The following is a 20,404-nucleotide window of genomic DNA, read 5'->3' as shown; positions in this document are numbered from 1 at the left end:
TAACATGTGGCACCTGAACGGCGGCTGATGTGAATCCCTCATCAACCGCCGCCAGCCACGATCCGCCATTGTTTGGTGCTTACTGCTGATTCTCCTGTTCGGTAAACAGATCACTGAACAACATGCTCGACAGATAACGTTCACCGGAATCCGGCAGGATCACGACGATGGTCTTGCCCTGCATTTCCGGGGTTTCCGCCAATCTGACGGCCACTGCCATGGCCGCGCCGCATGAGATCCCGCACAGAATTCCTTCTTCCTGCATCAAGCGCAGGGCCATGGCCTTGGACTCTTCGTCACTGACCAGTTCTACCCGGTCGACGATCGACAAATCGAGGTTCTTCGGCACAAAACCGGCACCAATGCCCTGGATCTTGTGCGGGCTCGGTTTGATTTCTTCACCGGCCAGGGCCTGGGTTATCACCGGCGACACCGCCGGCTCCACCGCCACCGAGAGAATAGGTTTGCCCTGGGTATTCTTGATATACCGTGAAACCCCGGTGATGGTTCCACCGGTTCCGACGCCCGCCACCAGCACGTCGACGGCGCCGTCGGTATCGTTCCAGATTTCCGGGCCGGTGGTTTTTTCGTGAATGGCCGGGTTGGCCGGGTTGTCGAATTGCGCCGGCATGAAGAAGTTCGACGGGTCGCTGGCAACAATTTCACCGGCTTTTTCGATAGCGCCCTTCATGCCTTTGGCCGGTTCGGTCAACACCAGCTCTGCGCCCAGTGCCTTGAGTACCTTGCGACGTTCGATGCTCATGGACGCCGGCATGGTCAGCATCAGTTTGTAGCCACGGGCGGCGGCCACGAACGCCAGGCCGATGCCGGTATTGCCGGAGGTGGGTTCGACGATGGTCATGCCTGGCTTGAGTTTGCCGCTGCTCTCGGCATCCCAGATCATGTTCGCGCCGATCCGGCACTTGACCGAGTAACCGGGGTTGCGCCCTTCGATCTTGGCCAGAATGGTCACACCACGCGGCGCAATGCGATTGATCTGCACCAGCGGCGTGTTGCCGATGGAGTGGGCGTTGTCAGCAAAAATGCGGCTCATGGCTGGGTCCTTAACGACAGCATTGAAATAGGGCATCAAGGTAAGCCCTCTTGCCCGCAGGCGTCCAGTCGGGTCGAACGTCCGCCTGTCAGTGCAGTCAATGGCTATAGATCGCCAGAGATTTGCCACCATGAAACGTCGATATAGCTGGCCCCTGTGGACCCTCATCGGCCTCGTTGTACTGCTGATAACGCTGCACATCGCCTTGCCCTATCTGGTGCGCGATTACCTGAATGAGAGGCTGGCGGACATGGGCGACTATCGGGGCCAGATCACCGACGTGGACCTGGCCCTGTGGCGCGGGGCCTACAAGATCAACGGACTGAAAATCGTCAAGGTCGATGGCAAGGTTCCGGTGCCTTTCGTCAACGCGCCATTGATCGACCTCTCGGTGAGTTGGCACTCACTGTGGCACGACCACGCAGTGGTGGCCGAAGTGCAGTTCATCACGCCCGAGGTCAACTTCGTCGACGGGGCCAACAAGCGAAACTCCCAGACCGGCCAGGGCACCGACTGGCGTGCCCAATTAGGCAAGCTGCTGCCCATTACCCTGAACGAAGTGCGGATCAACGACGGCAAGATCAGTTTTCGCAACTTCAACTCCAAACCACCGGTGAACATGAATGCCACAAAGGTGGATGCCCGTATTTTCAACCTGACCAACGTGGTCGACACCAAAGGCAAACGCGACGCACGTTTTGAAGGTAAAGCCTTGCTGCTGGGGCATGCACCACTGGAAACCTCGGCCACTTTCGATCCCTTGAGCGATTTCGAAGACTTCGAGTTTCGCTTGCGCACCACGGATATCGAACTCAAGCGCCTGAACGACTTCGCCGCGGCCTACGGCAAGTTCGACTTCAATGCCGGCCATGGCGACGTGGTGATCGAAGCCCAGGCCAACAAGGGCCGACTGAGCGGCTATATCAAGCCGCTGATGCGCGATGTTGACGTGTTCAACTGGCAGCAGGACGTGGAAAACAAGGACAAAGGGCTGTTCCGCTCGATATGGGAAGCCCTCGTCGGTGGAACCGAGACGGTCCTGAAAAACCAGGGCAAAAACCAGTTTGCGACACGGGTCGAACTCAAGGGCAATGTGCATCAGCAGGATGTCAGCGCATTCCAGGCTTTTTTACAGATTTTACGCAACGGTTTCATCCAGGCATTCAATGCGCGGTATGAACGGCCCAAGCCGGATGCAGGTTAATTTTTGCGCGTGACGCTGTACCGGCCAGTGTCTTCTGCCGCGCGGGGCGAATTCGATTGCCGTTGAAGGAAATCCCAACCCAGGCAAGCCAGGGCCAAAGATCGGGGCACCGCTTCGCGACCACTGCTGTATCGGCTGATACTGCGGCTACTGACCCCCAACGCTTGAGCCGCCTGATTGAGCGATAACCCGGTGCGAGCACGCCAATCGATAAAGATTCGGGTGTTTTCGTCGGCTGCATTCTGCGCCAGGGCATCCAGGTAGAGAGTGTCTGCACCGATCTGGATATCCAGCTCAGGCCATTCGACACTCCAGCCATCGTCACCCAACGCTGCATGATCAAAAGCCTCTCCCTGCAAAGGTTGCAGGCCCGGATAGACCTGCAGGTCGCGGCTCAAATCGAGCAGCAGTTGCTGGCCATCGATAAACGTCAGCGCCAATCGGTAATCCGGCAATGCTTGCACTGCTGATAACCTTGGTCGTTTCATGGGTAACATCGTTTCCAATCCTCCAGCAATTGCACCTGATGGGCCCTGACCCACTCCAGCGCTTCCTTGATGATCAGCGGCGGCGCTTTGCCCACCATCACTTCGACAGTTTCCAGGCTCAGCATGACGTCCAGCCCGCCACCCGTCAGATGAACGTGGGGTGGTGGATGATCCTTTTCGCGCAACTGAATGCGATACGTATCTCGAAATCGGTATTTAGTAGACATGCCCGGCAAGCTATCGCCAAAATGGCGATATCTCAATACTGGCCAGCCGCCGAGACTGAGTCAAGATGTGACGCTCCATTCAGAGACTGAATAAGCCGTCTGCGTTCACAGTCGGCCGGGCGGCGCGTTATAGTCGGGGCTGACCCTTTTATTGCGCCCCCCCGCCCTGCCTCGTTCAGGTCGGCGTTACCGTTCGAGGATTAGCAGATGAAGTTCGAAGGCACCCAGGCCTACGTCGCCACCGATGACCTGAAGCTGGCGGTCAACGCCGCCATCACCCTGGAGCGGCCGTTGCTGGTCAAGGGCGAACCGGGCACCGGCAAGACCATGCTCGCCGAGCAACTGGCCGAATCCTTTGGCGCCAAGCTGATCACCTGGCACATCAAGTCCACCACCAAGGCTCACCAGGGCCTGTACGAGTACGATGCGGTCAGCCGCCTGCGCGACTCGCAACTGGGCAACGAAAAAGTCCACGACGTTCGTAACTACCTGAAAAAGGGCAAGCTCTGGGAAGCCTTCGAATCCGACGAGCGGGTCATCCTGCTGATCGACGAAATCGACAAGGCCGACATCGAATTCCCCAACGACCTGCTGCAAGAACTCGACAAGATGGAGTTCTACGTTTACGAGATCGACGAGACCATCAAGGCGAAAAAGCGTCCGATCATCATCATTACCTCCAACAACGAAAAGGAACTGCCGGACGCCTTCCTGCGCCGCTGCTTCTTCCACTACATCGCGTTCCCCGACCGCACCACCCTGCAAAAGATCGTTGACGTGCACTACCCGGACATCAAGAAAGACCTGGTCAGCGAAGCGCTGGACGTGTTCTTCGACGTGCGCAAGGTGCCGGGCCTGAAGAAGAAGCCATCGACCTCCGAGCTGGTGGACTGGCTGAAGCTGCTGATGGCCGACAACATCGGCGAAGCGGTGCTGCGCGAGCGCGATCCGACCAAGGCCATCCCGCCGCTGGCCGGCGCCCTGGTGAAGAACGAACAGGACGTGCAATTGCTTGAGCGTCTGGCGTTCATGAGCCGTCGCGGCACCCGCTAAGAGGCTGATGCCATGCTGCTCAACCTGTTCAATGAAATGCGCGCAGCCAAGGTGCCGGTTTCGGTACGCGAGCTGCTGGACCTGATCAACGCGCTGAAACAGCGCGTGACCTTCGCCGACATGGACGAGTTCTACTACCTGTCCCGGGCGATCCTGGTGAAGGACGAAAAGCATTTCGACAAGTTCGACCGGGCGTTCGGTGCCTACTTCAATGGCCTGGAAAAGCTCGACGACCATCTTCAGGCGCTGATCCCCGAAGACTGGCTGCGCAAGGAATTCGAACGCTCGCTGACCGACGAAGAACGGGCGGCGATCCAGTCCCTCGGCGGCCTGGACAAACTGATCGAAGAGTTCAAGAAACGCCTCGAGGAACAGAAGGAACGCCATGCCGGCGGTAATAAATGGATCGGTACCGGCGGCACCAGCCCGTTCGGTTCCGGCGGTTTCAACCCGGAAGGCATTCGGGTCGGCGATGCCGGCAAGCGCCAGGGCAAGGCGGCCAAGGTCTGGGACCAGCGCGAATACAAAAACCTCGACGATTCGGTGGAATTGGGCACGCGCAACATCAAGGTCGCCCTGCGCCGCCTGCGCAAGTTCGCCCGTCAGGGCGCGGCGGAAGAGCTGGACATCGATGGCACCATCGACCACACAGCCAAGGATGCCGGCCTGCTGAACATCCAGATGCGGCCGGAGCGGCGCAACACCGTCAAGCTGTTGCTGCTGTTCGACATCGGCGGCTCGATGGACGCCCATGTGAAGATTTGCGAGGAATTGTTCTCGGCCTGCAAGACCGAGTTCAAGCACCTTGAGTACTTCTACTTCCACAACTTCATTTATGAATCGGTGTGGAAGAACAACATGCGCCGCACCTCCGAGCGCACTTCGACCATGGACCTGCTGCACAAGTACGGCGCCGACTACAAAGTGATCTTCATCGGCGACGCCGCCATGGCGCCCTATGAAATCACCCAGCCGGGCGGCAGTGTCGAGCACTGGAACGAAGAAGCCGGTTACGTGTGGATGCAGCGGTTCAAGGAAAAGTACAAGAAACTCATCTGGATCAACCCGTATCCGAAGGACACCTGGAGCTATACCTCGTCGACCAATATTGTGCGGGACTTGATCGATGACCAGATGTATCCGTTGACCCTTCGTGGGCTGGAGGAAGGGATGCGGTTTCTTTCCAAGTAGAAATCCGTCGCCTGTGAAGGCCTCTTCGCGAGCAAGCCCGCTCCCACATTGGTTTTGTGCACGACACAGATCAAATGTGGGAGCGGGCTTGCTCCGGGCGGCGATCCGACGAAGCTTTTAGCGGCGTGTGAAGCGCTGCAAATACTCGACATGCTCACGATGCGCCACTTCCTGCACCACCGGCCTCAACCGCACCTGCGCCCCCGGCAGGCACTGCGCCAGCCGCGCCAGCGCCAACGGCGTCAACGCCCCAAGACGCGGATATCCACCAATGGTCTGCCGATCATTGAGCAACACAATCGGCTGCCCGTCGGGCGGCACCTGCACGGCACCCAACGGAATACCCTCGGAAATCATCGGTTTGCCCTGGTACTGCAATGCCGTACCGAGCAGGCGAATACCCATCCGGTCGGCACGGCTGTCGAGGTGCCATGCGCTGTTGAATGCGTCGAACAGGCTCTGCCCACTGAACTCGCCGATCTGTGCTCCGAGGACCAGGTCCAACGGCGCATCAAGGTTCAGGTCCGGTCGTTGGTCTGCGCTCAATTCGCGCAGCAACATCACCGGGTTGCCCGAATAGCTCAAGCTCGCCCCTTTATCCAGCGCTCGGCCCATGCCGTCCAGCCCGCCGAGTTCCTCCCGGACCACCGTCGCGCTACTGCCCAGCACTTTCGGCGCATCAAACCCGCCCGGCGCCGCCAGATAAGCCCGGGCTCCGAGCAGCGGCTGAGTGAATTGCAAACGCTGGCCTTTGTGCAACCTGAAACTGCGCCACGGGGTCAAAACCTCGCCGTCCACCCGCGCGCCAAGATCCGCTCCGGCCAAGGCCAGCACGCAGTCTTGCTCAGCAACGACGGTGAATCCGCCGAGGGTGATTTCGATCACCGGTGCAGCCAGTCCGTTGCCCAATAGCCAGTTGGCCCAGGACATCGAACGCCAATCGGCCGCTCCGCCCTGCGTCACGCCCAGATGCCGCACGCCGAATCGACCGGCATCCTGCAGCAGGCACAGCGGCGTACTCGCTTCAATCATCAGACGGCTCATGCCTGGGCCTCCAGAGGCGTATCGTCACCCCCCAGGTTAATGAACTCGGCATGGCCGACCGCTTCGAAGCGTACGGTGTCACCGGGCTGCATCAGGCTGTAGCCGTCACGATTGCGGTCGAACAATCTGGCCGGCGTGCGGCCGATCAGGTTCCAGCCGCCCGGCGACACCACCGGGTAAGCCGCCGTTTGCCGCTCGGCGATGCCGACACTGCCGGCCGCGACTTTCTTGCGTGGCGTGTTCAGACGCGGCGCAGCGAGCACTTCTTCCACCAGCCCCATGAAGGCGAAACCCGGTGCAAAACCCAGGGCGAACACCTGGTATTCACGCCCACTGTGGCGACGGATCACCTCCTCCACCGCCAATCCGCTGCGCTGCGACAACAGCGTCAATTCCGGGCCGACACTCAAGTCGTACCACACCGGCAACACATGACAGGTACCGCGAGTACGCGCATTGGGCGACAGATCGATCAGTGCCTGGGCGATCAGTTCCCGTGCCTGGCTCGGGCTCAATGCCGTCAGGTCGTAATGCACCATCAATGTGGTGTAGGACGGCACCAGATCGATCAGGTGCCCGGCAAATGCCATGCGCAGACTTTCATTGGCCGCGAGCATCCACGGCATGTTGCTTTCGGCAATTTCATCGAACAGGCGCACCATCAGGCAATCCAGCGCCACCACTTCCACCCGCAGCTTCATGACGCACTCTGCCGGTTCAAGGCTTCACGGATGCGTTGCACGGCAGCGACCGAACTGGCGTTGTCGCCGTGCACGCAGAGGGTGTTGGCCTGCAAATGCAGGGCGCTGCCGTCGCTGGCGGTGAGCTGATCGCCACGAGCAATGGTCAGCGCCTGTTCGATGATTGTTTCCGGGTCGTGATGCACCGCGCCCGGCAGTTGTCGCGAGACCAGCCTGCCGGCGCTGTCGTAAGCACGATCGGCAAAAGCCTCGAACCACAGCGTCACGCCGTATTCATCACCCATTTGTTGGGCAGCGCTGTTGTCGCGGGTCGCCATCAGCATCAATGGCAGCGTGCGGTCGTAGGACGCCACCGCTTGCAAAACGGCGCGCAGCTGCGCCGGGTTGGCCATCATGTCGTTGTACATCGCACCATGGGGTTTGACGTAGCTGACCCGGCCGCCCTGGGCCCGGCAGATGCCGTCGAGGGCGCCGATCTGGTAATGCAGGATGTCTTGCAGCTCCTGGGTGGTATAGGCCATGGAGCGGCGGCCGAAGCCCACCAGATCCTGATAGGCCGGATGCGCGCCGATTTGCACACCGTGGCTGAGGGCCAGGCTGACGGTCTTGCGCATGATGCTCGGGTCGCCGGCGTGAAAACCGCAGGCGATGTTGGCGCAATCGATGAAGGGCATGATTTCGGCGTCCAGACCCATGGTCCAGCTGCCGAAACTCTCGCCGATGTCGCAGTTCAATAGCAGGCGGCTCACACTGAACACTCCTGTAGTTTTATTCTTTTCAGCTGCGGGACATACCTATAAGACAGTCCCGCAGGTTATCAGTTACTGGGCGTCGAGTTGCTTGCCACGGGTTTCCGGCAGGCTCAGGGCCGCGAGAATCACCACACCGTAGGAAACCGCCGCGAAGGCACCGATGCCCACGCTCAGCGGTACGGTCTGGCTGAGCAGGCCGATCAGCAGCGGGAACAACGCCGCCAGCGCGCGGCCGATGTTGTAGCAAAACCCCTGGCCCGAACCGCGAATGCGCGTGGGGAACAATTCGGTCAGGAATGCGCCCATGCCACTGAAAATCCCTGAGGCGAAGAAGCCCAGCGGAAAGCCCAGCCACAGCATCACGCCGTTGCTGACCGGCATTTGCGTGTACAGCAAGACAATGGTGAACGAACCGACGGCGAACAGGATGAAGTTCTTCTTGCGTCCGAGGATGTCGGTCAAATAGGCGCTGATGACATACCCCACGTAGGAACCGACGATCACCATCGCCAGATAACCACTGGTATTGAGTACACTCAAACCGCGTTCGTTTTTCAGGAACGTCGGTAGCCAGGACGTGATGGCGTAGTAGCCGCCCAATGCGCCGGTGGTCAGCAACGAAGCGCGAATCGTGGTGAACAGCATGCCGGGGGCGAAGATCTCGTAGAACTTCGACGGGTTGCTTGGCTCCTGCCGGGCTTTGGCTTGGCGATAGATTTCCGGGTCCTTGACCAGACGGCGGACAAAAATCACAAAAATCGCCGGCACGATGCCAAGGATGAACAGCGCACGCCAGGCATCTTCCGGTGGCAATACCGAGAACAACAGCGCATACAGGATCGCCGTCAGCCCCCAACCCAGCGCCCAGCCGGATTGCACCATGCCCACAGCCTTGCCGCGGTCCTTGGCGCGGATCACTTCGCCGATCAGCACGGCGCCGGCCGTCCACTCGCCGCCGAAACCGAAGCCCATCAGGGTCCGTGCAATCAGCAGTTGCTCGTAGCTCTGGGCGAAACCGCAGAGGAAGGTGAAGAAGGCAAACCACAACACGGTCAGTTGCAGGGTGCGCACACGCCCGATGCGGTCGGAGAGAATCCCTGCGACCCAGCCACCGATGGCCGAAGCGATCAGGGTGCTGGTGTGAATCAGCCCGGCCTGGCCGGTGGTGATGCCCCACATGGCAATCAGGGTCGGCACCACGAAGCTGAGCATCTGGGTGTCCATGCCGTCCAGGCCATAGCCGATCTTGCAGCTCCAGAAGGTGCGGCGTTCCTGCTGATTGATGTTGCGATACCAGTCGAAAGGTCCCGGGCGAGCCGTGGCTTTCGCGATGACGGGGGTGTCGGGCGCACTCATGGCAAATCTCCGCGCTTATTTTATTGGTATTGTTCTGAGCCCCGACGACGCCTATCGTGGGAACCGGATGCGCCGATTTTTGGACGCGCGCCCCTGCGGCGTCCAACTAATAAAAACCCGCCTTAGACATAAGAAATCTTTATCCCATGAACCTGAAGTTTCTCGAGACCTTTGTCTGGGTTGCCCGACTCAAGAGTTTCCGCCTGACCGCCGACAAGCTCTTCACCACTCAGGCTTCGATTTCCAGCCGGATTGCGGTGCTTGAAGGCGAGCTCGGGGTGAAGCTGTTTCTGCGTGATTCGCGCGGCGTAAGCCTGACGCCCGAAGGCCTCAAAGTGCTCGATTACGCCGAGCAGATGCTGGACACCATGCAGGCACTCAAGCAGTCGATCGAGACCCGCTCAAGCAAGGCCGGACGGGTACGCATCGGCGTGATGGACACGGTGATCCATACCTGGCTCAGCCCGTTGGTGGCGCAGATGACCGATCACTACCCGCTGGTGGAAATCGAGCTGGTGGCCGATACCTCGCTCAACCTCTGCGATCAGCTGCAAAAAGGCTTTCTCGACGTGATCCTGCAAACCGACCTGCTGCGCCAGGAAAGCGTGCGCAGCCTGGAACTGGCCAGCCACCCCATGGGCTGGATCGTCGCCAGCAATTCGATTTACAACCGCGATTACTCGGGCATCGCTGACCTGGCGGGCGAGCGGATCATCACCTATTCGAAAAACTCCCATCCGCACCAGGAAGTGCTGGCCCTGATGCAGGCCAATGGCGTGATGGCGCCGCGACTGAACTGCGTGAACTCGGTGTCGGCGATTACCCGGCTGCTGCGCGACGGATTTGGCATTGGCGCGTTGCCGCCAGTGCTGGTAGCCGAGGAACTGGCGCGGGGGGAGTTGACCTTGCTGGACATCGATCAGCGACCACCCGACTTGCAGGTGGTGGTGTCGTGGCGGGTGGGTGTGGAGTGGGTCGAGGAGATTGTGGCGTTGTGTCAGCAGGTGCTGGAGGGGTATGCGCAGAAGGTGGGAGAGCGCTACATCGTCCTCTCCAGTTGATGGCATCCTGTGGCGAGGGGGCTTGCCCCCGTTGGGTTGCGAAGCAGCCCCAATACCCATCAACCAAATCATTCAGGTAAACCGCGGCTACCAATTCTACGACTGCTGCGCAGCCGAGCGGGGGCAAGCCCCCTCGCCACAGGAACCGCACGCTGTTACAACCCGCGCAAATCCCGCTCTTCGATCGGCCGGCTCTGGCGTAGGCGTTTGCCGCCCAGCACCACCCAGTCGATCAGCCGGAACAGGCACTCGATCCCGAACGACAACAGCAAGGCGCCGCTCATGCCCCAGATCATCGCTTCGGGCGTCAACAGGATCTGGTAGCTGTAGCCGTTCCAGGTTTCCTTGCGGATGTCCGGATCGGCGGCCAGCACCACTTGCAGGAAGCGGATGTACCACGGCCCCTGCATCGCCTGGAACTGTTTATCCAGCGCCAGTTGACGGGTCAGCAGGTTGCTCAGGCTGTCGGCGTCGCTGCGAAAGATCGGGTCCTCGCTGGCGCGGTAATGCGCGACCAGCGCCTGCATGTCGCCCTTGAAGAACTGGTTGGCGGTGTTCTGGAAGCCGCTCAACCCGGCTTGCGCCTCGATCAGATGGGCTTCGACCCGCTTGGCGTAATCGTTGATGAACCCCGGCACCTGGACACCGATCAACAAGCCCGCCGCAAACAACACCAGCCGTAAATAACTGAGCAACATGCAAGGAGTCCTTATTCGGTCGTGCCCTGGCTGACGCATTCGCCGCGTCGCCACAGGCTCCATTGACCCGGTTCGTAGCGGGTCCAGGTTTCGTTTTCGGTCAAAGGTTCGGTGGCGATGACGGTGACCACATCGTTGGGTGTGGTTTCGGCCTGAAAGTCGACGATCACGTCGACATCTTTCAGGCGCGCCGGGCCAAAGGGTGCACGACGGGTGATCTGCGCCAGCTTGGTCGAGCAATAGCAGAACAGCCAGTCGCCATCACTGAGCAGGCAGTTGAACACACCTTTGCTGCGGTACTCGGCGCAAGCAGCCACCAGATCCGGCAGCAACGCTTCGACCTCGACCGGCTCGGGGAAGGCCGCACGCACACGGTTGAGCAAATCGCAGAATGCCGCTTCGCTGTCGGTATCGCCCACGGGGCGGTAGAAACTGGCCGTTGGCTGAAAATCCGCCAATTGGCCGTTATGGGCGAAACACCAGTTGCGCCCCCACAGCTCGCGGACGAACGGATGGGTGTTGGACAGGCAGACTTTGCCGACGTTGGCCTGGCGGATGTGCCCGATCACCACTTCACTCTTGATCGGATAACGCTGCACCAGGTTGGCGACTTCAGACTCGCAGCTGGCCGCCGGGTCCTGGAACAGCCGCAGCCCACGGCCTTCATAGAAGGCAATGCCCCAGCCATCGCGATGCGGGCCGGTGCGGCCGCCGCGCTGCATCAGCCCGGTAAAGCTGAACACGATATCGGTCGGGACATTGGCGCTCATGCCCAATAACTCACACATGTTCGGACTCTCGCTCAATCGCAGGGGCAAGGTTACAGACGGGGTTCGACTCGCATCCGCTGAGGATTGCTCGGCACGGGAGGACGACCGTAACGATCATCGCCGGCACCGCCAAACGGTTGATCATCCTCAGGCTCTTCGGCACGGACGGCGGCTTTGGTGGCAGCCTCACGCTCCTTGCGGGCGTTGGCGGCGCGCTCGATGGGGAAACGGATCGCCACCAGCACCAAATAGAGGCCGAATGCGATCATGCCGTACATGAACAGATCGGAAATCGCCCGCCAGGCGTTGTTGCCGACCTTGAACAGCAGGTCGAGCGCGGTAATGGCGACGGCCGGTGCGACTTTATCCTTGACCGGGTCGATGATGGTCGGGCTGAACAGCAGCACGACCATCGCCAGCCGCAATGGCTCACGCAGCCAACGCCACATCCAGCGGGTCAAGCGCATCCACACCAACAGGCAGCCCAAAGCGGCAAAGGCGTAGAGGCCCCAAGCGATCAGATAGTCGTTCTCGGTCATGGTGTCCATGGCAAGGCAGGCAAAGAGGCGCTTATGATAACGGCTTTTCGCCCGTCAGGCTGCATCAATGCCTGACAGTTAGTGCAGTCCATGTGGGAGCGGGCTTGCTCGCGAAGGCGGTGGGTCAGTTGCTATCAATGTTGAATGACAAACTGCCTTCGCGAGCAAGCCCGCTCCCACAGGTTGCCAAGCCCCTATTTCGTACACTGTTCGAGAACCCTTCATGCCCCTATCCGCCAACACTTGCGACGCTCCGATTGCCCACAAGGCTGATGGCGCCGATCCGTATGCCTGGCTGCAAGAGCGCGACACCGCTGCAGTGCTCGACTATCTGAAAGCCGAAAACAGCTATCAGGAGGCGCAAACCGCCGACCAGGCCGGGCTGCGCGAGACCCTGTTCGAAGAGATCAAGGGGCGAATTCTCGAGACCGACCTGTCCCTGCCCTCGCCCTGGGGACCGTATCTGTACTACACCCGCACCACCGCAGGCGATGAGTATGCCCGGCATTACCGCTGCCCCCGTCCGGCCGATGACAGCCTGACCCTCGACGAAAGCCGCGAACAACTGTTGCTGGACCCCAACGAACTGGCCAACGGCGGCTTCTTTTCCCTGGGTGCGTTCAGCATCAGCCCGGATCATCAGCGCCTGGCCTACAGCATCGACTCCAGTGGCGACGAGATTTACACGCTGTTCGTGAAGGAATTGTCCGACGGCCGCGTCAGCGAGCTGGAGTTCCAGGACTGTGACGGCAGCATGACCTGGGCCAACGACAGCCTGACGCTGTTCTTTGGCGAACTGGACGACACCCATCGCCCACACAAGCTGTATCGCTATCGACTGGACGGTACGGCGGCCGAAGAAGTGTTCCATGAGCCAGACGGTCGCTTCTTCATGCATTGCTACCGTTCAAGCTCCGAGCAGCAACTGCTGCTGTCTGTGGGCAGCAAGACCACCAGCGAAGTCTGGGTCCTCGATGCCTCCCGGCCTCAGCATGCGTTTACCTGCCTGGCGCCACGGGTTGAGGATCATGAGTACGACGTGGATCACGGCGCACTCGACGGACAATGGACCTGGTTCATCCGCACCAACCGCGACGGCATCAATTTCGCCTTGTACACGGCCGTCGATACCGGCGCCGCGCCCACCGAAGCCGACTGGCAGAACCTGATCCCCCATAGCGACACGGTGATGATCGACGGCATCAGCCTGAACACCGGGGCCATGACCCTCAGCCTGCGGCTCGGCGGTTTGCCGGTCATTGAAGTTCACCCGCAAGGCTTGGCGCCTTATCGCGTGCAACTGCCGGATGCGGCCTACAGCCTGCACGTGCAAAACAGTCTGGAGTTCGAAAGCGAGCGGATTCGCCTGCGCTACGAAGCGTTGAACCGTCCGGCGCAAATCCGCCAGCTCGAACTGGCGACCGGCGAACAGAAAGTCCTCAAGCAAACCCCGGTGCTCGGCCCGTTCGACGCCGACGCCTACATCAGCCAGCGCCTGTGGGCCACGGCGCCGGACGGCACGCAAGTGCCCATCAGCCTGGTGATCAAACGCACAGACCTCGGCAAACCGGTGCCGCTGTACCTCTACGGTTATGGCGCCTATGGCGAAAGCCTCGACCCATGGTTTTCCCATGCGCGCCTGAGCCTGCTGGATCGCGGCATGGCGTTTGCCATTGCCCACGTACGAGGCGGCGGCGAACTGGGGGAAGCCTGGTATCGCGGCGGCAAGCAGGAGCACAAGCACAACACCTTCAGCGACTTTATCGCCTGCGCCGAACACCTGATCGCCCAAGGCTTCACCACTGCACCGCAGTTGGCGATCAGCGGCGGCAGCGCTGGCGGCTTGCTGATCGGCGCAGTGCTCAATCAACGGCCGCAGCTGTTTGGCGCCGCCATCGCCGAAGTGCCGTTCGTCGACGTCCTCAACACCATGCTCGACCCTGACCTGCCATTGACCGTGACGGAATACGACGAGTGGGGTAACCCTGAAGAGCCGGACGTTTATGATCGGATCAAGGCCTACGCACCGTACGAAAACGTCACTGCGCAAGCATATCCGGCGACCCTGGTGATCGCCGGTTACAACGACAGCCGCGTACAGTACTGGGAAGCGGCCAAGTGGGTGGCGAAACTGCGCGCGACCAAGACCGACAGCAATCCGCTACTGCTCAAGACTGAACTGGGTGCCGGGCATGGCGGGATGAGCGGTCGATATCAGGGATTGCGTGACGTAGCGCTCGAATATGCATTTTTGTTCAAGGTGTTGGCCATTGCCTGAGGAACCTGGCGCGGTGTGCCAGTCTTAATTGCGCACACCGACAGCCGATACAACCCGTACCCCTTGTGGGAGCGAGCTTGCTCGCGATGGCGTCAGCACAATCAACATTAGCGTTGCCTGTGAAGCCGCAATCGCGAGCAAGCTCGCTCCCACAGGGGATTTGCGGTGAATTCAAATTCGAGTCAGCAACATTCACAACAAAGACCGTGACGACATGTCTGAATCAACCTTTCTGAACAACGAAATTCGCGACTGGCTGATGGATTGCGGCCTGTTCAATCAACTGTTGCCGGCGGACTTCGTCGCGGCCTCAGGCTACTTCAGTATCAGCACCATTGCCCAGGGCGAGGAGATCTTCCAGGAGGGCGATGCCGGCAGCTTCATGTGTATCATCCATACCGGTCAGGTGGCGGTGCAGAAAACCACCGCTGACGGGCAACGAGTCACCATCGCCACGTTGCGCAGCGGCCGCTCGTTCGGGGAAATGGCCGTGCTCGACGGCGAACGGCGCTCGGCCAGTTGCGTGGCCGCCAGCAACTGCCAGTTGCTCAACCTGGGCAAGGACTCGCTGGAAAAGATGCTCAACGATGCACCGAAAATCGCCGCCAAGATCATCCGTGCCCTCGCCGTCTCCCTGTCCAAACGCCTGCGCATGGCCGACGGTCAATTGCTGTCGCAGCAGGTCTAGCCACCCGGTGATTTGACTTTCGGCGGGTTCGGTTCGATTCCCGGCACAGGCTGATCCTTGGTTGGCGGGCTGGGCATTTCAATCGGCACCAACGGCGGCCCGCTACTGCCGGGGCCGACTTTCGGCAACGGCGCCGGGCTGATTTGCGGATAAGGCGTGGGTGTGGCGGTGCCGGGCGAACCGGGTATCGGCGCGGGGCTGACGGGAATAGGTTGCAACTGTTGGGCCTGCGCTGCAGTTATCGAGAGCGCGGCCAGGGCAATGACCGTTAGAATGGTGCGCTTCATCAATGGCTCCGTTGGCCTTGTCGTCATGAACAGGCTACTCCCAACTGCGTCTGTTTGCCCTCTCGAGTTCTGCCAATTTTCTTCAAGTGAGCCCCATGAAACGTTTCGTTCTGCTGGACACGACCCCCATTCCTGAAAACGGCGGTGCCCTGTGCCTGTTCGAATATGGCGAGGATTTCGTCATCAAGATCCAGGGTGGCGACGGCGGACAATTGATGAACACGCGCATGCACGGCTCCGAAGATGCCCTGGCCGAGATCCCCTGCCGCAAAGTCGCTGGTCGACCGAATTCACGGGTGCTGATCGGTGGCCTGGGCATGGGATTCACCCTCGCCTCAGCGCTCAAGCATCTGGGCAAGACCGCCGAAGTGGTGGTCGCCGAGCTGGTCCCCGGTGTGGTTGAGTGGAACCGTGGGCCGCTGGGCGAAAAGGCCGGCAACCCGCTGCTCGACCCGCGCACGGTGATTCGCATGGAAGACGTGGCCAAGGTCCTGCAAGCCGAACCCCAGGGCTTCGATGCCATCATGCTCGATGTCGACAACGGCCCCGAAGGCCTGACCCAGAAGGCCAACAGCTGGCTGTACTCCGCCGCCGGCCTGAACGCCTGCGCCAGGGCCATGCGCCCCAAAGGTGTGCTGGCGGTCTGGTCGGCCAGCGCCGATCGGCAATTTTCCGACAAACTGAAGAAAGCCGGCTTCAAGGCCGAGGAAGTACAGGTCTTCGCCCACGGCAACAAGGGCACCCGCCACACCATCTGGATTGCCGAGAAGCTCAAGGGCTAGGCTAAACTTCACCCTATAACCGTCATCAGTCTTTCTACAAAGGTGAACCCATGAGTTCGTCCACCCCGACCAACACTTCGAAGCTGGATCGCATCCTCGCCGACAACCAGCGCGACAAGGAAATGGGCTACCGCGACAAGGCCCTGAAGATGTACCCGCACGTCTGTGGCCGCTGCGCCCGTGAGTTCTCCGGCAAGCGCCTGAGCGAACTGACCGTGCACCACCGTGACCACAACCACGACAACAACCCGCAGGACGGCTCGAACTGGGAGCTGTTGTGCCTGTATTGCCACGATAACGAACACTCGCGTTATACCGACCAGCAGTATTTCGACGAAGGCTCGCTGAGCACGCCGAAAATCGCCAAGGCCACGCATAACCCGTTTGCGGCGTTGGCTGGGTTGATGAAAAAAGAAGATTGAAAATCTTCAGTGCCTGAACTGGCCTCTTCGCGGGTAAGCCCGCTCCCACATTGGTTTTGTGTACGACGCAGATCAAATGTGGGAGTGGGCTTGCTCGCGAAGGCGGCCTCAGCTACACCGCCAATCTCCGAACTGACCACTGCCGCCCAATCCCCGTATAATCGCGCTTTTTTCCCGAAAGGCACCCCGCTCGTGGCAGACAAACGGTACAGCTGCATTGGTTTGTATAACCCCAAGTCACCGGAGAACGTCGGTTCGGTGATGCGCGCCGCTGGCTGTTATGGCGTGGCGTCGGTGTTCTACACCGGCAAGCGCTATGAGCGCGCCGCCGACTTCGTCACCGATACCAAGCGCGTGCACTACGACATCCCGCTGATCGGCATCGATGACCTGAAGAAAATCCTGCCGCTCAATTGTGTACCCGTCGCCGTGGAACTGGTTGAGGGTGCCCGCCCTCTACCGGAATACACCCACCCGGATCGCGCGCTCTACATCTTCGGCCCGGAAGACGGCTCGCTGGATAAGGAGATTCGCGACTGGTGCGAAGACGTGGTCTACATTCCGACCACCGGTTGCATGAACCTGGCCGCCACGGTCAACGTCGTGCTCTACGACCGCATGTCCAAGGGGCTCAATACCCGCTCCGGACCAAAATTCCGCTGAATCGCCGCACATCCGATTGAACGAGCTGCCCGCCCCGGCGGTCAGCTTGACTATCGATCACTGAAGCCTGGAGACAGACCATGAGCGAACTCAAACGCGTCGAGCGTATCGAATCCACCCCCTTCCAGAGCCCTTCCGAGCAGAACGTGCAAGGCTGGGAACGCATCGGCTCCCTGGCAGGCGGCGTGGTGATGGTGGGCAAGGGCCTGCGTCGTGGCGGGATCTTCGGCCTGATCCAGGTGGCCATCGGCGGCGTCGCCCTGGCGCGCGGCATTACCGGCCACAGTTCGGCGAAAAGCCTGCTGGAAAAAAGCCGTCAAGACATGGACAACGTGCGGGCGAAAATCCAGCGGGCCGGTGAGGAGCTGAGCCAGTTGAAGGCCAATGCCGAGGCGGCGACCAAAACTGCCACCGTGACCGGCAATGATTCCTTGAAGTCGCCGAAAGCCGGGGTTTGATCCGGATCGTTCGGCGGGGCTGTTGGCCCTATCGCGAGCAAGCTCGCTCCCACAGGATTATGTGGCGTGCACAACATTTGTGTTCACCCCCAATCATTGTGGGAGCGAGCTTGCTCGCGATGACGGACTCACTGAATCAACTCGGTACTGAGCACTTTTGAAGACCCACCGATCACGCTCTCGCTGAGCTGAACAAACGCCTGGGTATCGATATCCCCCAGCCGCATCGCCCCGCGCAACACATCATCCAGCGAACGCTTGTTGTGGGTTTTCAGGCGAATCTCCTGGTCCAGCTCCTGCAGCAACACCACCGCCCTGGCCACCTGCACCGGGTTAACCCGATCACTGCGCAGCGTGGTGACTTTCTGGCTGGTCCTGACCAGTTTACCGTGCAGGCTCTCGTAGCGTTCATCGCTCATGCCGCCGGCCCGGCGCACCAGCTCGATGGCGTAATACTCGGCAAAGCCTTCGCCGATCCAGTCACTGCGCTTTGTACCATTGATCCGTCCGAACACCTGGGCCAACTCGCGGACCAGAGCGCTGGTGCCGCTTTCACTGACCAATGGCAGGTGACTGTTGAGGTAGATCGACTCGTGCGCCGACCGGCTGCCACGCCACATCGGATCATTGGCCCCGACGATCAGCAGTTTGCCCGGGTGTCGCGGGTACAGCGCCTGCACTTGCGGCCAGACGAAGGTCAGCAGCGTCAGCATATCCATACGCCGCATACCCTGCCCCAGCGGCGAGGCGACGGTGACTTCAGTCTCGCCCAGACGGGTACGGCGGCTGCCAAGCTGGCCGGCGAGCATCCAGCCTGTGGGCCGGTCGAACAGTCTGGAGGGGTTATCGATACGGAACCTGTTCTGGCCAATCCGTGGCCACGCGGTTTCAACGCTTTTCCAGCCACCGGGCAGCTCGAATTGAAGGCGTGAAACCAGCTCGACGTCATCCTGTTGATCGAGCCTGGCAGCCGGCACCAGATCGTCGCCGCGCATCAATGCCCAGTTTGGCGTCATGCGCGTGTCAAAGCTGCCGTTCTTGCGCTCGTGGTTGATATTCACCCGGTAGGTCAGGCTGGCCTTGTCGGCCGCTGGACGCCAGACACCCCGCGTCGCTTTGCCAGGGGTCAGTTGCCATTGGCCGTCGGCCTTGAAATCGCTGTAGTGGCTGCCATCGCCAAGGTCGAAATCCAGGCTGCGTACCGCCGAGCCTTGGGCGAGCGTCAGGCGCACTTCAGCCTGATCGCTCTGCGGCAACAGGCGCACGTGATAATCCAGATCGACTTTGTTCGCTGCCCATACAGGCGCACTCACGACCAGTAATCCAACGCCCCACGCCTGCCGCCATCCCACAGCCATACACACTCCTTCGTGAAAGGTTGAGCCTCTGGCAGTCAGCCGGCGCGGAAAATCAGGTGATCTTCCCAGTCGTCTTCCGGCACGCTGCCTTCGGCGAGCATGCGCCCGGACTGAGAAATCCGCTCGTGATGCACGGCATCGCGATCACCGCACACCAGGTGATGCCACAACGGCAGGTCCTTGCCTTCGCTGACCAGGCGATAGCCGCACGTCGGCGGCAGCCATTTGAATTCGTCGGCCTTGCCCGGCGTGAGCTGGATACAGTCCGGCACAGTGGCACGACGGTTAGGATAATCCGTGCACTGGCAAGTTTTCAGGTCCAGCAGTTTGCAGGCGATGCGCGTGTAATAGACGCTGTTGTCGTCTTCGTCTTCAAGCTTTTGCAGACAGCACAATCCACAGCCGTCGCACAGCGACTCCCATTCCTCCTGATCGAGTTGATCGAGGGTCTTGCGTATCCAGAACGGTTCTACTTTGGCGGCCATGGTTCGAGCATCGACATCAGGTGGTGAAAAGGCCGCCAGTCTAGTGCCCGAAGCCCCATGGGCCAAGCATTGGCGACTGTCGGTAGAACGGGCTTGTCAGTTTCTGCGCTGCCAAGTAGGGTTTTTCGTCGCTCCCACTTTCAAACGTAGCAAGGAATCTCTTGATGAGTGCCAACCCACGCGTTGCCGATTACACCATTGACCCTCAGTTCACCGATCGCTGGTCGCCCCGCGCCTTCACGGGCGAAGCCATTGCCGAGGAAACCCTGCTGAGCTTCTTCGAAGCCGCGCGCTGGGCACCCTCGGCCTACAACTCGCAACCCTGGCGCTTCCTTTACGCACGTCGCGACACGCCGAACTGGGAGCGCTACCTGGGACTGCTGAACGAATTCAACCGCAGCTGGGCGCAACATGCTTCGGCCCTGGTGATCGTGATTTCGAAAACCACCTTCACCGCACCAGGCGCCACCGAAGAGACCCCGGCCCTGTGGCACACCTTCGACACCGGTTCCGCCTGGGGCCACCTGGCCCTGCAAGCGAGCCTGAGCGGCTGGCACACCCACGGCATGGCGGGCTTCGACCAGGAACTGACCCGCAAGGAGCTGAACATTCCCGAAGGCTACGCCCTGCACGCCGCCGTCGCGGTGGGCAAGCTGGGGGACAAGGCCAGCCTGGCGGAATACCTGCAGGCCCGTGAAGTACCAAGCCCGCGCCGTCCGTTGAGCGAGCTGGCAGCTGAAGGCGACTTCACTCTCTAAGCCACACCGAAAAACCAATGTGGGAGCGGGCTTGCTCGCGAATGCGGTGTGTCAGTCACTGTAATTGTCGACTGACACACCGCATTC

24 protein-coding genes are annotated in these 20,404 nt (G+C 60.5%); 11 read left to right on the top strand and 13 right to left on the bottom strand.

What is annotated here, in order from left to right:
• Positions 1-79: 79 nt before the first annotated feature.
• Positions 80-1,054 carry a cysteine synthase A gene (gene cysK / locus PMI26_RS21500; protein WP_007972439.1) on the bottom strand — a complete coding sequence of 325 codons (975 nt, stop codon included), beginning with the start codon at positions 1,052-1,054 and terminating at the stop codon, positions 80-82.
• A 130-nt stretch (positions 1,055-1,184) separates the two neighbouring features.
• On the opposite strand from cysK, the gene PMI26_RS21505 reads away from it, so the two are divergent.
• Complete coding sequence (locus tag PMI26_RS21505; protein WP_007972438.1) at positions 1,185-2,258, top strand: DUF748 domain-containing protein; 1,074 nt, start codon at positions 1,185-1,187, stop codon at positions 2,256-2,258.
• On the opposite strand, the gene PMI26_RS21510 is transcribed toward PMI26_RS21505, so the two are convergent.
• Both PMI26_RS21510 and PMI26_RS21515 read right to left on the bottom strand, forming a co-directional pair.
• Positions 2,255-2,755: a DUF2442 domain-containing protein gene (locus PMI26_RS21510; RefSeq protein ID WP_007972435.1), complete on the bottom strand. Its 501-nt coding sequence runs from the start codon at positions 2,753-2,755 to the stop codon at positions 2,255-2,257. The two genes, PMI26_RS21505 and PMI26_RS21510, sit on opposite strands and share 4 nt — an antisense overlap.
• Positions 2,743-2,973 (bottom strand): DUF4160 domain-containing protein, encoded by a 231-nt coding sequence (locus PMI26_RS21515; RefSeq protein WP_033047627.1) that lies wholly within the window; start codon positions 2,971-2,973, stop codon positions 2,743-2,745. Before PMI26_RS21515 ends, PMI26_RS21510 begins: the two co-directional genes overlap by 13 nt.
• A gap of 207 nt (positions 2,974-3,180) precedes the next feature.
• Here PMI26_RS21515 and PMI26_RS21520 point away from each other — a divergent pair, with 207 nt between their 5' ends.
• Positions 3,181-4,026 carry an AAA family ATPase gene (locus PMI26_RS21520; RefSeq protein ID WP_007972431.1) on the top strand — a complete coding sequence of 282 codons (846 nt, stop codon included), beginning with the start codon at positions 3,181-3,183 and terminating at the stop codon, positions 4,024-4,026.
• Between the two features lie 12 nt (positions 4,027-4,038).
• Entirely contained in the window at positions 4,039-5,217 is a 1,179-nt protein-coding gene (locus PMI26_RS21525) for a vWA domain-containing protein (protein WP_007972429.1), read from the top strand.
• Positions 5,218-5,334: 117 nt separating this feature from the next.
• Here the strand turns inward: PMI26_RS21525 and PMI26_RS21530 are convergent, their stop codons facing one another.
• The 4 genes from PMI26_RS21530 to PMI26_RS21545 form a co-directional block, all read right to left on the bottom strand.
• Positions 5,335-6,261, bottom strand: a complete 927-nt coding sequence (locus PMI26_RS21530; protein ID WP_007972427.1) for a biotin-dependent carboxyltransferase family protein — start codon at positions 6,259-6,261, stop codon at positions 5,335-5,337.
• Positions 6,258-6,962 (bottom strand): 5-oxoprolinase subunit B family protein, encoded by a 705-nt coding sequence (locus tag PMI26_RS21535; RefSeq protein WP_007972425.1) that lies wholly within the window; start codon positions 6,960-6,962, stop codon positions 6,258-6,260. The genes PMI26_RS21530 and PMI26_RS21535 overlap by 4 nt, the downstream gene beginning before the upstream one ends.
• On the bottom strand, positions 6,959-7,711 hold the full coding sequence (locus PMI26_RS21540; RefSeq protein ID WP_007972424.1) for a 5-oxoprolinase subunit PxpA: 753 nt from the start codon (positions 7,709-7,711) through the stop codon (positions 6,959-6,961). Before PMI26_RS21540 ends, PMI26_RS21535 begins: the two co-directional genes overlap by 4 nt.
• A 72-nt stretch (positions 7,712-7,783) precedes the next feature.
• On the bottom strand, positions 7,784-9,070 hold the full coding sequence (locus PMI26_RS21545; RefSeq protein ID WP_007972423.1) for an MFS transporter: 1,287 nt from the start codon (positions 9,068-9,070) through the stop codon (positions 7,784-7,786).
• A 146-nt stretch (positions 9,071-9,216) separates the two neighbouring features.
• Here PMI26_RS21545 and PMI26_RS21550 point away from each other — a divergent pair, with 146 nt between their 5' ends.
• The gene (locus PMI26_RS21550; protein ID WP_007972422.1) at positions 9,217-10,131 is read left to right on the top strand and encodes a LysR family transcriptional regulator; all 915 of its coding nucleotides are present in this window, start codon (positions 9,217-9,219) and stop codon (positions 10,129-10,131) included.
• Between the two features lie 155 nt (positions 10,132-10,286).
• Here PMI26_RS21550 and PMI26_RS21555 read toward each other — a convergent pair whose 3' ends face one another.
• Genes PMI26_RS21555 through PMI26_RS21565 form a run of 3 tightly spaced genes read right to left on the bottom strand, consistent with a single transcriptional unit; the run spans position 10,287 to position 12,147 of the window.
• Complete coding sequence (locus tag PMI26_RS21555; RefSeq protein WP_007972421.1) at positions 10,287-10,829, bottom strand: DUF2937 family protein; 543 nt, start codon at positions 10,827-10,829, stop codon at positions 10,287-10,289.
• 11 nt (positions 10,830-10,840) lie between these two features.
• Positions 10,841-11,617 carry a class II glutamine amidotransferase gene (locus PMI26_RS21560; RefSeq protein WP_007972420.1) on the bottom strand — a complete coding sequence of 259 codons (777 nt, stop codon included), beginning with the start codon at positions 11,615-11,617 and terminating at the stop codon, positions 10,841-10,843.
• A gap of 32 nt (positions 11,618-11,649) precedes the next feature.
• Positions 11,650-12,147 carry a hypothetical protein gene (locus PMI26_RS21565; protein ID WP_007972419.1) on the bottom strand — a complete coding sequence of 166 codons (498 nt, stop codon included), beginning with the start codon at positions 12,145-12,147 and terminating at the stop codon, positions 11,650-11,652.
• A gap of 214 nt (positions 12,148-12,361) precedes the next feature.
• Here PMI26_RS21565 and PMI26_RS21570 point away from each other — a divergent pair, with 214 nt between their 5' ends.
• Together PMI26_RS21570 and PMI26_RS21575 are read left to right on the top strand one after the other, a co-directional pair.
• A complete protein-coding gene (locus PMI26_RS21570; RefSeq protein ID WP_007972418.1) occupies positions 12,362-14,416 on the top strand; it encodes a S9 family peptidase in 2,055 nt (684 codons plus the stop codon).
• Positions 14,417-14,630: 214 nt separating this feature from the next.
• On the top strand, positions 14,631-15,104 hold the full coding sequence (locus tag PMI26_RS21575) for a cyclic nucleotide-binding domain-containing protein (RefSeq protein ID WP_007972417.1): 474 nt from the start codon (positions 14,631-14,633) through the stop codon (positions 15,102-15,104).
• On the opposite strand, the gene PMI26_RS21580 is transcribed toward PMI26_RS21575, so the two are convergent.
• Positions 15,101-15,391, bottom strand: a complete 291-nt coding sequence (locus tag PMI26_RS21580; protein ID WP_007972415.1) for a hypothetical protein — start codon at positions 15,389-15,391, stop codon at positions 15,101-15,103. The two genes, PMI26_RS21575 and PMI26_RS21580, sit on opposite strands and share 4 nt — an antisense overlap.
• A 95-nt stretch (positions 15,392-15,486) precedes the next feature.
• Between PMI26_RS21580 and PMI26_RS21585 the strand changes: the two genes are divergently transcribed.
• The 4 genes from PMI26_RS21585 to PMI26_RS21600 all read left to right on the top strand — a co-directional run bounded on the left by PMI26_RS21585 (position 15,487) and on the right by PMI26_RS21600 (position 17,716).
• A complete protein-coding gene (locus tag PMI26_RS21585) occupies positions 15,487-16,173 on the top strand; it encodes a spermidine synthase (RefSeq protein ID WP_007972413.1) in 687 nt (228 codons plus the stop codon).
• A gap of 50 nt (positions 16,174-16,223) precedes the next feature.
• A complete protein-coding gene (locus tag PMI26_RS21590; protein ID WP_007898702.1) occupies positions 16,224-16,595 on the top strand; it encodes a YajD family HNH nuclease in 372 nt (123 codons plus the stop codon).
• A gap of 192 nt (positions 16,596-16,787) precedes the next feature.
• Positions 16,788-17,258 (top strand): RNA methyltransferase, encoded by a 471-nt coding sequence (locus tag PMI26_RS21595; RefSeq protein ID WP_007993783.1) that lies wholly within the window; start codon positions 16,788-16,790, stop codon positions 17,256-17,258.
• A gap of 80 nt (positions 17,259-17,338) precedes the next feature.
• Positions 17,339-17,716: a YgaP family membrane protein gene (locus tag PMI26_RS21600; RefSeq protein ID WP_007972408.1), complete on the top strand. Its 378-nt coding sequence runs from the start codon at positions 17,339-17,341 to the stop codon at positions 17,714-17,716.
• Positions 17,717-17,844: 128 nt separating this feature from the next.
• On the opposite strand, the gene PMI26_RS21605 is transcribed toward PMI26_RS21600, so the two are convergent.
• Together PMI26_RS21605 and PMI26_RS21610 are read right to left on the bottom strand one after the other, a co-directional pair.
• The gene (locus tag PMI26_RS21605) at positions 17,845-19,074 is read right to left on the bottom strand and encodes a hypothetical protein (protein ID WP_007972406.1); all 1,230 of its coding nucleotides are present in this window, start codon (positions 19,072-19,074) and stop codon (positions 17,845-17,847) included.
• Between the two features lie 35 nt (positions 19,075-19,109).
• A complete protein-coding gene (locus tag PMI26_RS21610; RefSeq protein WP_007972404.1) occupies positions 19,110-19,559 on the bottom strand; it encodes a YcgN family cysteine cluster protein in 450 nt (149 codons plus the stop codon).
• Positions 19,560-19,723: 164 nt separating this feature from the next.
• On the opposite strand from PMI26_RS21610, the gene PMI26_RS21615 reads away from it, so the two are divergent.
• Positions 19,724-20,317 (top strand): nitroreductase family protein, encoded by a 594-nt coding sequence (locus tag PMI26_RS21615; RefSeq protein WP_007972403.1) that lies wholly within the window; start codon positions 19,724-19,726, stop codon positions 20,315-20,317.
• The last annotated feature ends 87 nt before the right edge of the window (positions 20,318-20,404 follow it).

It is taken from the genome of Pseudomonas sp. GM33, from assembly GCF_000282295.1.
GTDB lineage: Bacteria > Pseudomonadota > Gammaproteobacteria > Pseudomonadales > Pseudomonadaceae > Aquipseudomonas > Aquipseudomonas laurylsulfatiphila.
This window is presented reverse-complemented; position numbering and strand designations above follow the sequence as displayed.

Excerpts from the sequence above, each read along its gene's own strand:
- cysK (WP_007972439.1), bottom strand. The coding sequence starts at position 1,054 with ATGAGCCGCATTTTTGCTGACAACGCCCACTCCATCGGCAACACGCCG.
- PMI26_RS21505 (WP_007972438.1), top strand. The coding sequence starts at position 1,185 with ATGAAACGTCGATATAGCTGGCCCCTGTGGACCCTCATCGGCCTCGTT.
- PMI26_RS21510 (WP_007972435.1), bottom strand. The coding sequence starts at position 2,755 with ATGTTACCCATGAAACGACCAAGGTTATCAGCAGTGCAAGCATTGCCG.
- PMI26_RS21515 (WP_033047627.1), bottom strand. The coding sequence starts at position 2,973 with ATGTCTACTAAATACCGATTTCGAGATACGTATCGCATTCAGTTGCGC.
- PMI26_RS21520 (WP_007972431.1), top strand. The coding sequence starts at position 3,181 with ATGAAGTTCGAAGGCACCCAGGCCTACGTCGCCACCGATGACCTGAAG.
- PMI26_RS21525 (WP_007972429.1), top strand. The coding sequence starts at position 4,039 with ATGCTGCTCAACCTGTTCAATGAAATGCGCGCAGCCAAGGTGCCGGTT.
- PMI26_RS21530 (WP_007972427.1), bottom strand. The coding sequence starts at position 6,261 with ATGAGCCGTCTGATGATTGAAGCGAGTACGCCGCTGTGCCTGCTGCAG.
- PMI26_RS21535 (WP_007972425.1), bottom strand. The coding sequence starts at position 6,962 with ATGAAGCTGCGGGTGGAAGTGGTGGCGCTGGATTGCCTGATGGTGCGC.
- PMI26_RS21545 (WP_007972423.1), bottom strand. The coding sequence starts at position 9,070 with ATGAGTGCGCCCGACACCCCCGTCATCGCGAAAGCCACGGCTCGCCCG.
- PMI26_RS21550 (WP_007972422.1), top strand. The coding sequence starts at position 9,217 with ATGAACCTGAAGTTTCTCGAGACCTTTGTCTGGGTTGCCCGACTCAAG.
- PMI26_RS21555 (WP_007972421.1), bottom strand. The coding sequence starts at position 10,829 with ATGTTGCTCAGTTATTTACGGCTGGTGTTGTTTGCGGCGGGCTTGTTG.
- PMI26_RS21560 (WP_007972420.1), bottom strand. The coding sequence starts at position 11,617 with ATGTGTGAGTTATTGGGCATGAGCGCCAATGTCCCGACCGATATCGTG.
- PMI26_RS21565 (WP_007972419.1), bottom strand. The coding sequence starts at position 12,147 with ATGGACACCATGACCGAGAACGACTATCTGATCGCTTGGGGCCTCTAC.
- PMI26_RS21570 (WP_007972418.1), top strand. The coding sequence starts at position 12,362 with ATGCCCCTATCCGCCAACACTTGCGACGCTCCGATTGCCCACAAGGCT.
- PMI26_RS21575 (WP_007972417.1), top strand. The coding sequence starts at position 14,631 with ATGTCTGAATCAACCTTTCTGAACAACGAAATTCGCGACTGGCTGATG.
- PMI26_RS21580 (WP_007972415.1), bottom strand. The coding sequence starts at position 15,391 with ATGAAGCGCACCATTCTAACGGTCATTGCCCTGGCCGCGCTCTCGATA.
- PMI26_RS21585 (WP_007972413.1), top strand. The coding sequence starts at position 15,487 with ATGAAACGTTTCGTTCTGCTGGACACGACCCCCATTCCTGAAAACGGC.
- PMI26_RS21590 (WP_007898702.1), top strand. The coding sequence starts at position 16,224 with ATGAGTTCGTCCACCCCGACCAACACTTCGAAGCTGGATCGCATCCTC.
- PMI26_RS21600 (WP_007972408.1), top strand. The coding sequence starts at position 17,339 with ATGAGCGAACTCAAACGCGTCGAGCGTATCGAATCCACCCCCTTCCAG.
- PMI26_RS21605 (WP_007972406.1), bottom strand. The coding sequence starts at position 19,074 with ATGGCTGTGGGATGGCGGCAGGCGTGGGGCGTTGGATTACTGGTCGTG.
- PMI26_RS21610 (WP_007972404.1), bottom strand. The coding sequence starts at position 19,559 with ATGGCCGCCAAAGTAGAACCGTTCTGGATACGCAAGACCCTCGATCAA.
- PMI26_RS21615 (WP_007972403.1), top strand. The coding sequence starts at position 19,724 with ATGAGTGCCAACCCACGCGTTGCCGATTACACCATTGACCCTCAGTTC.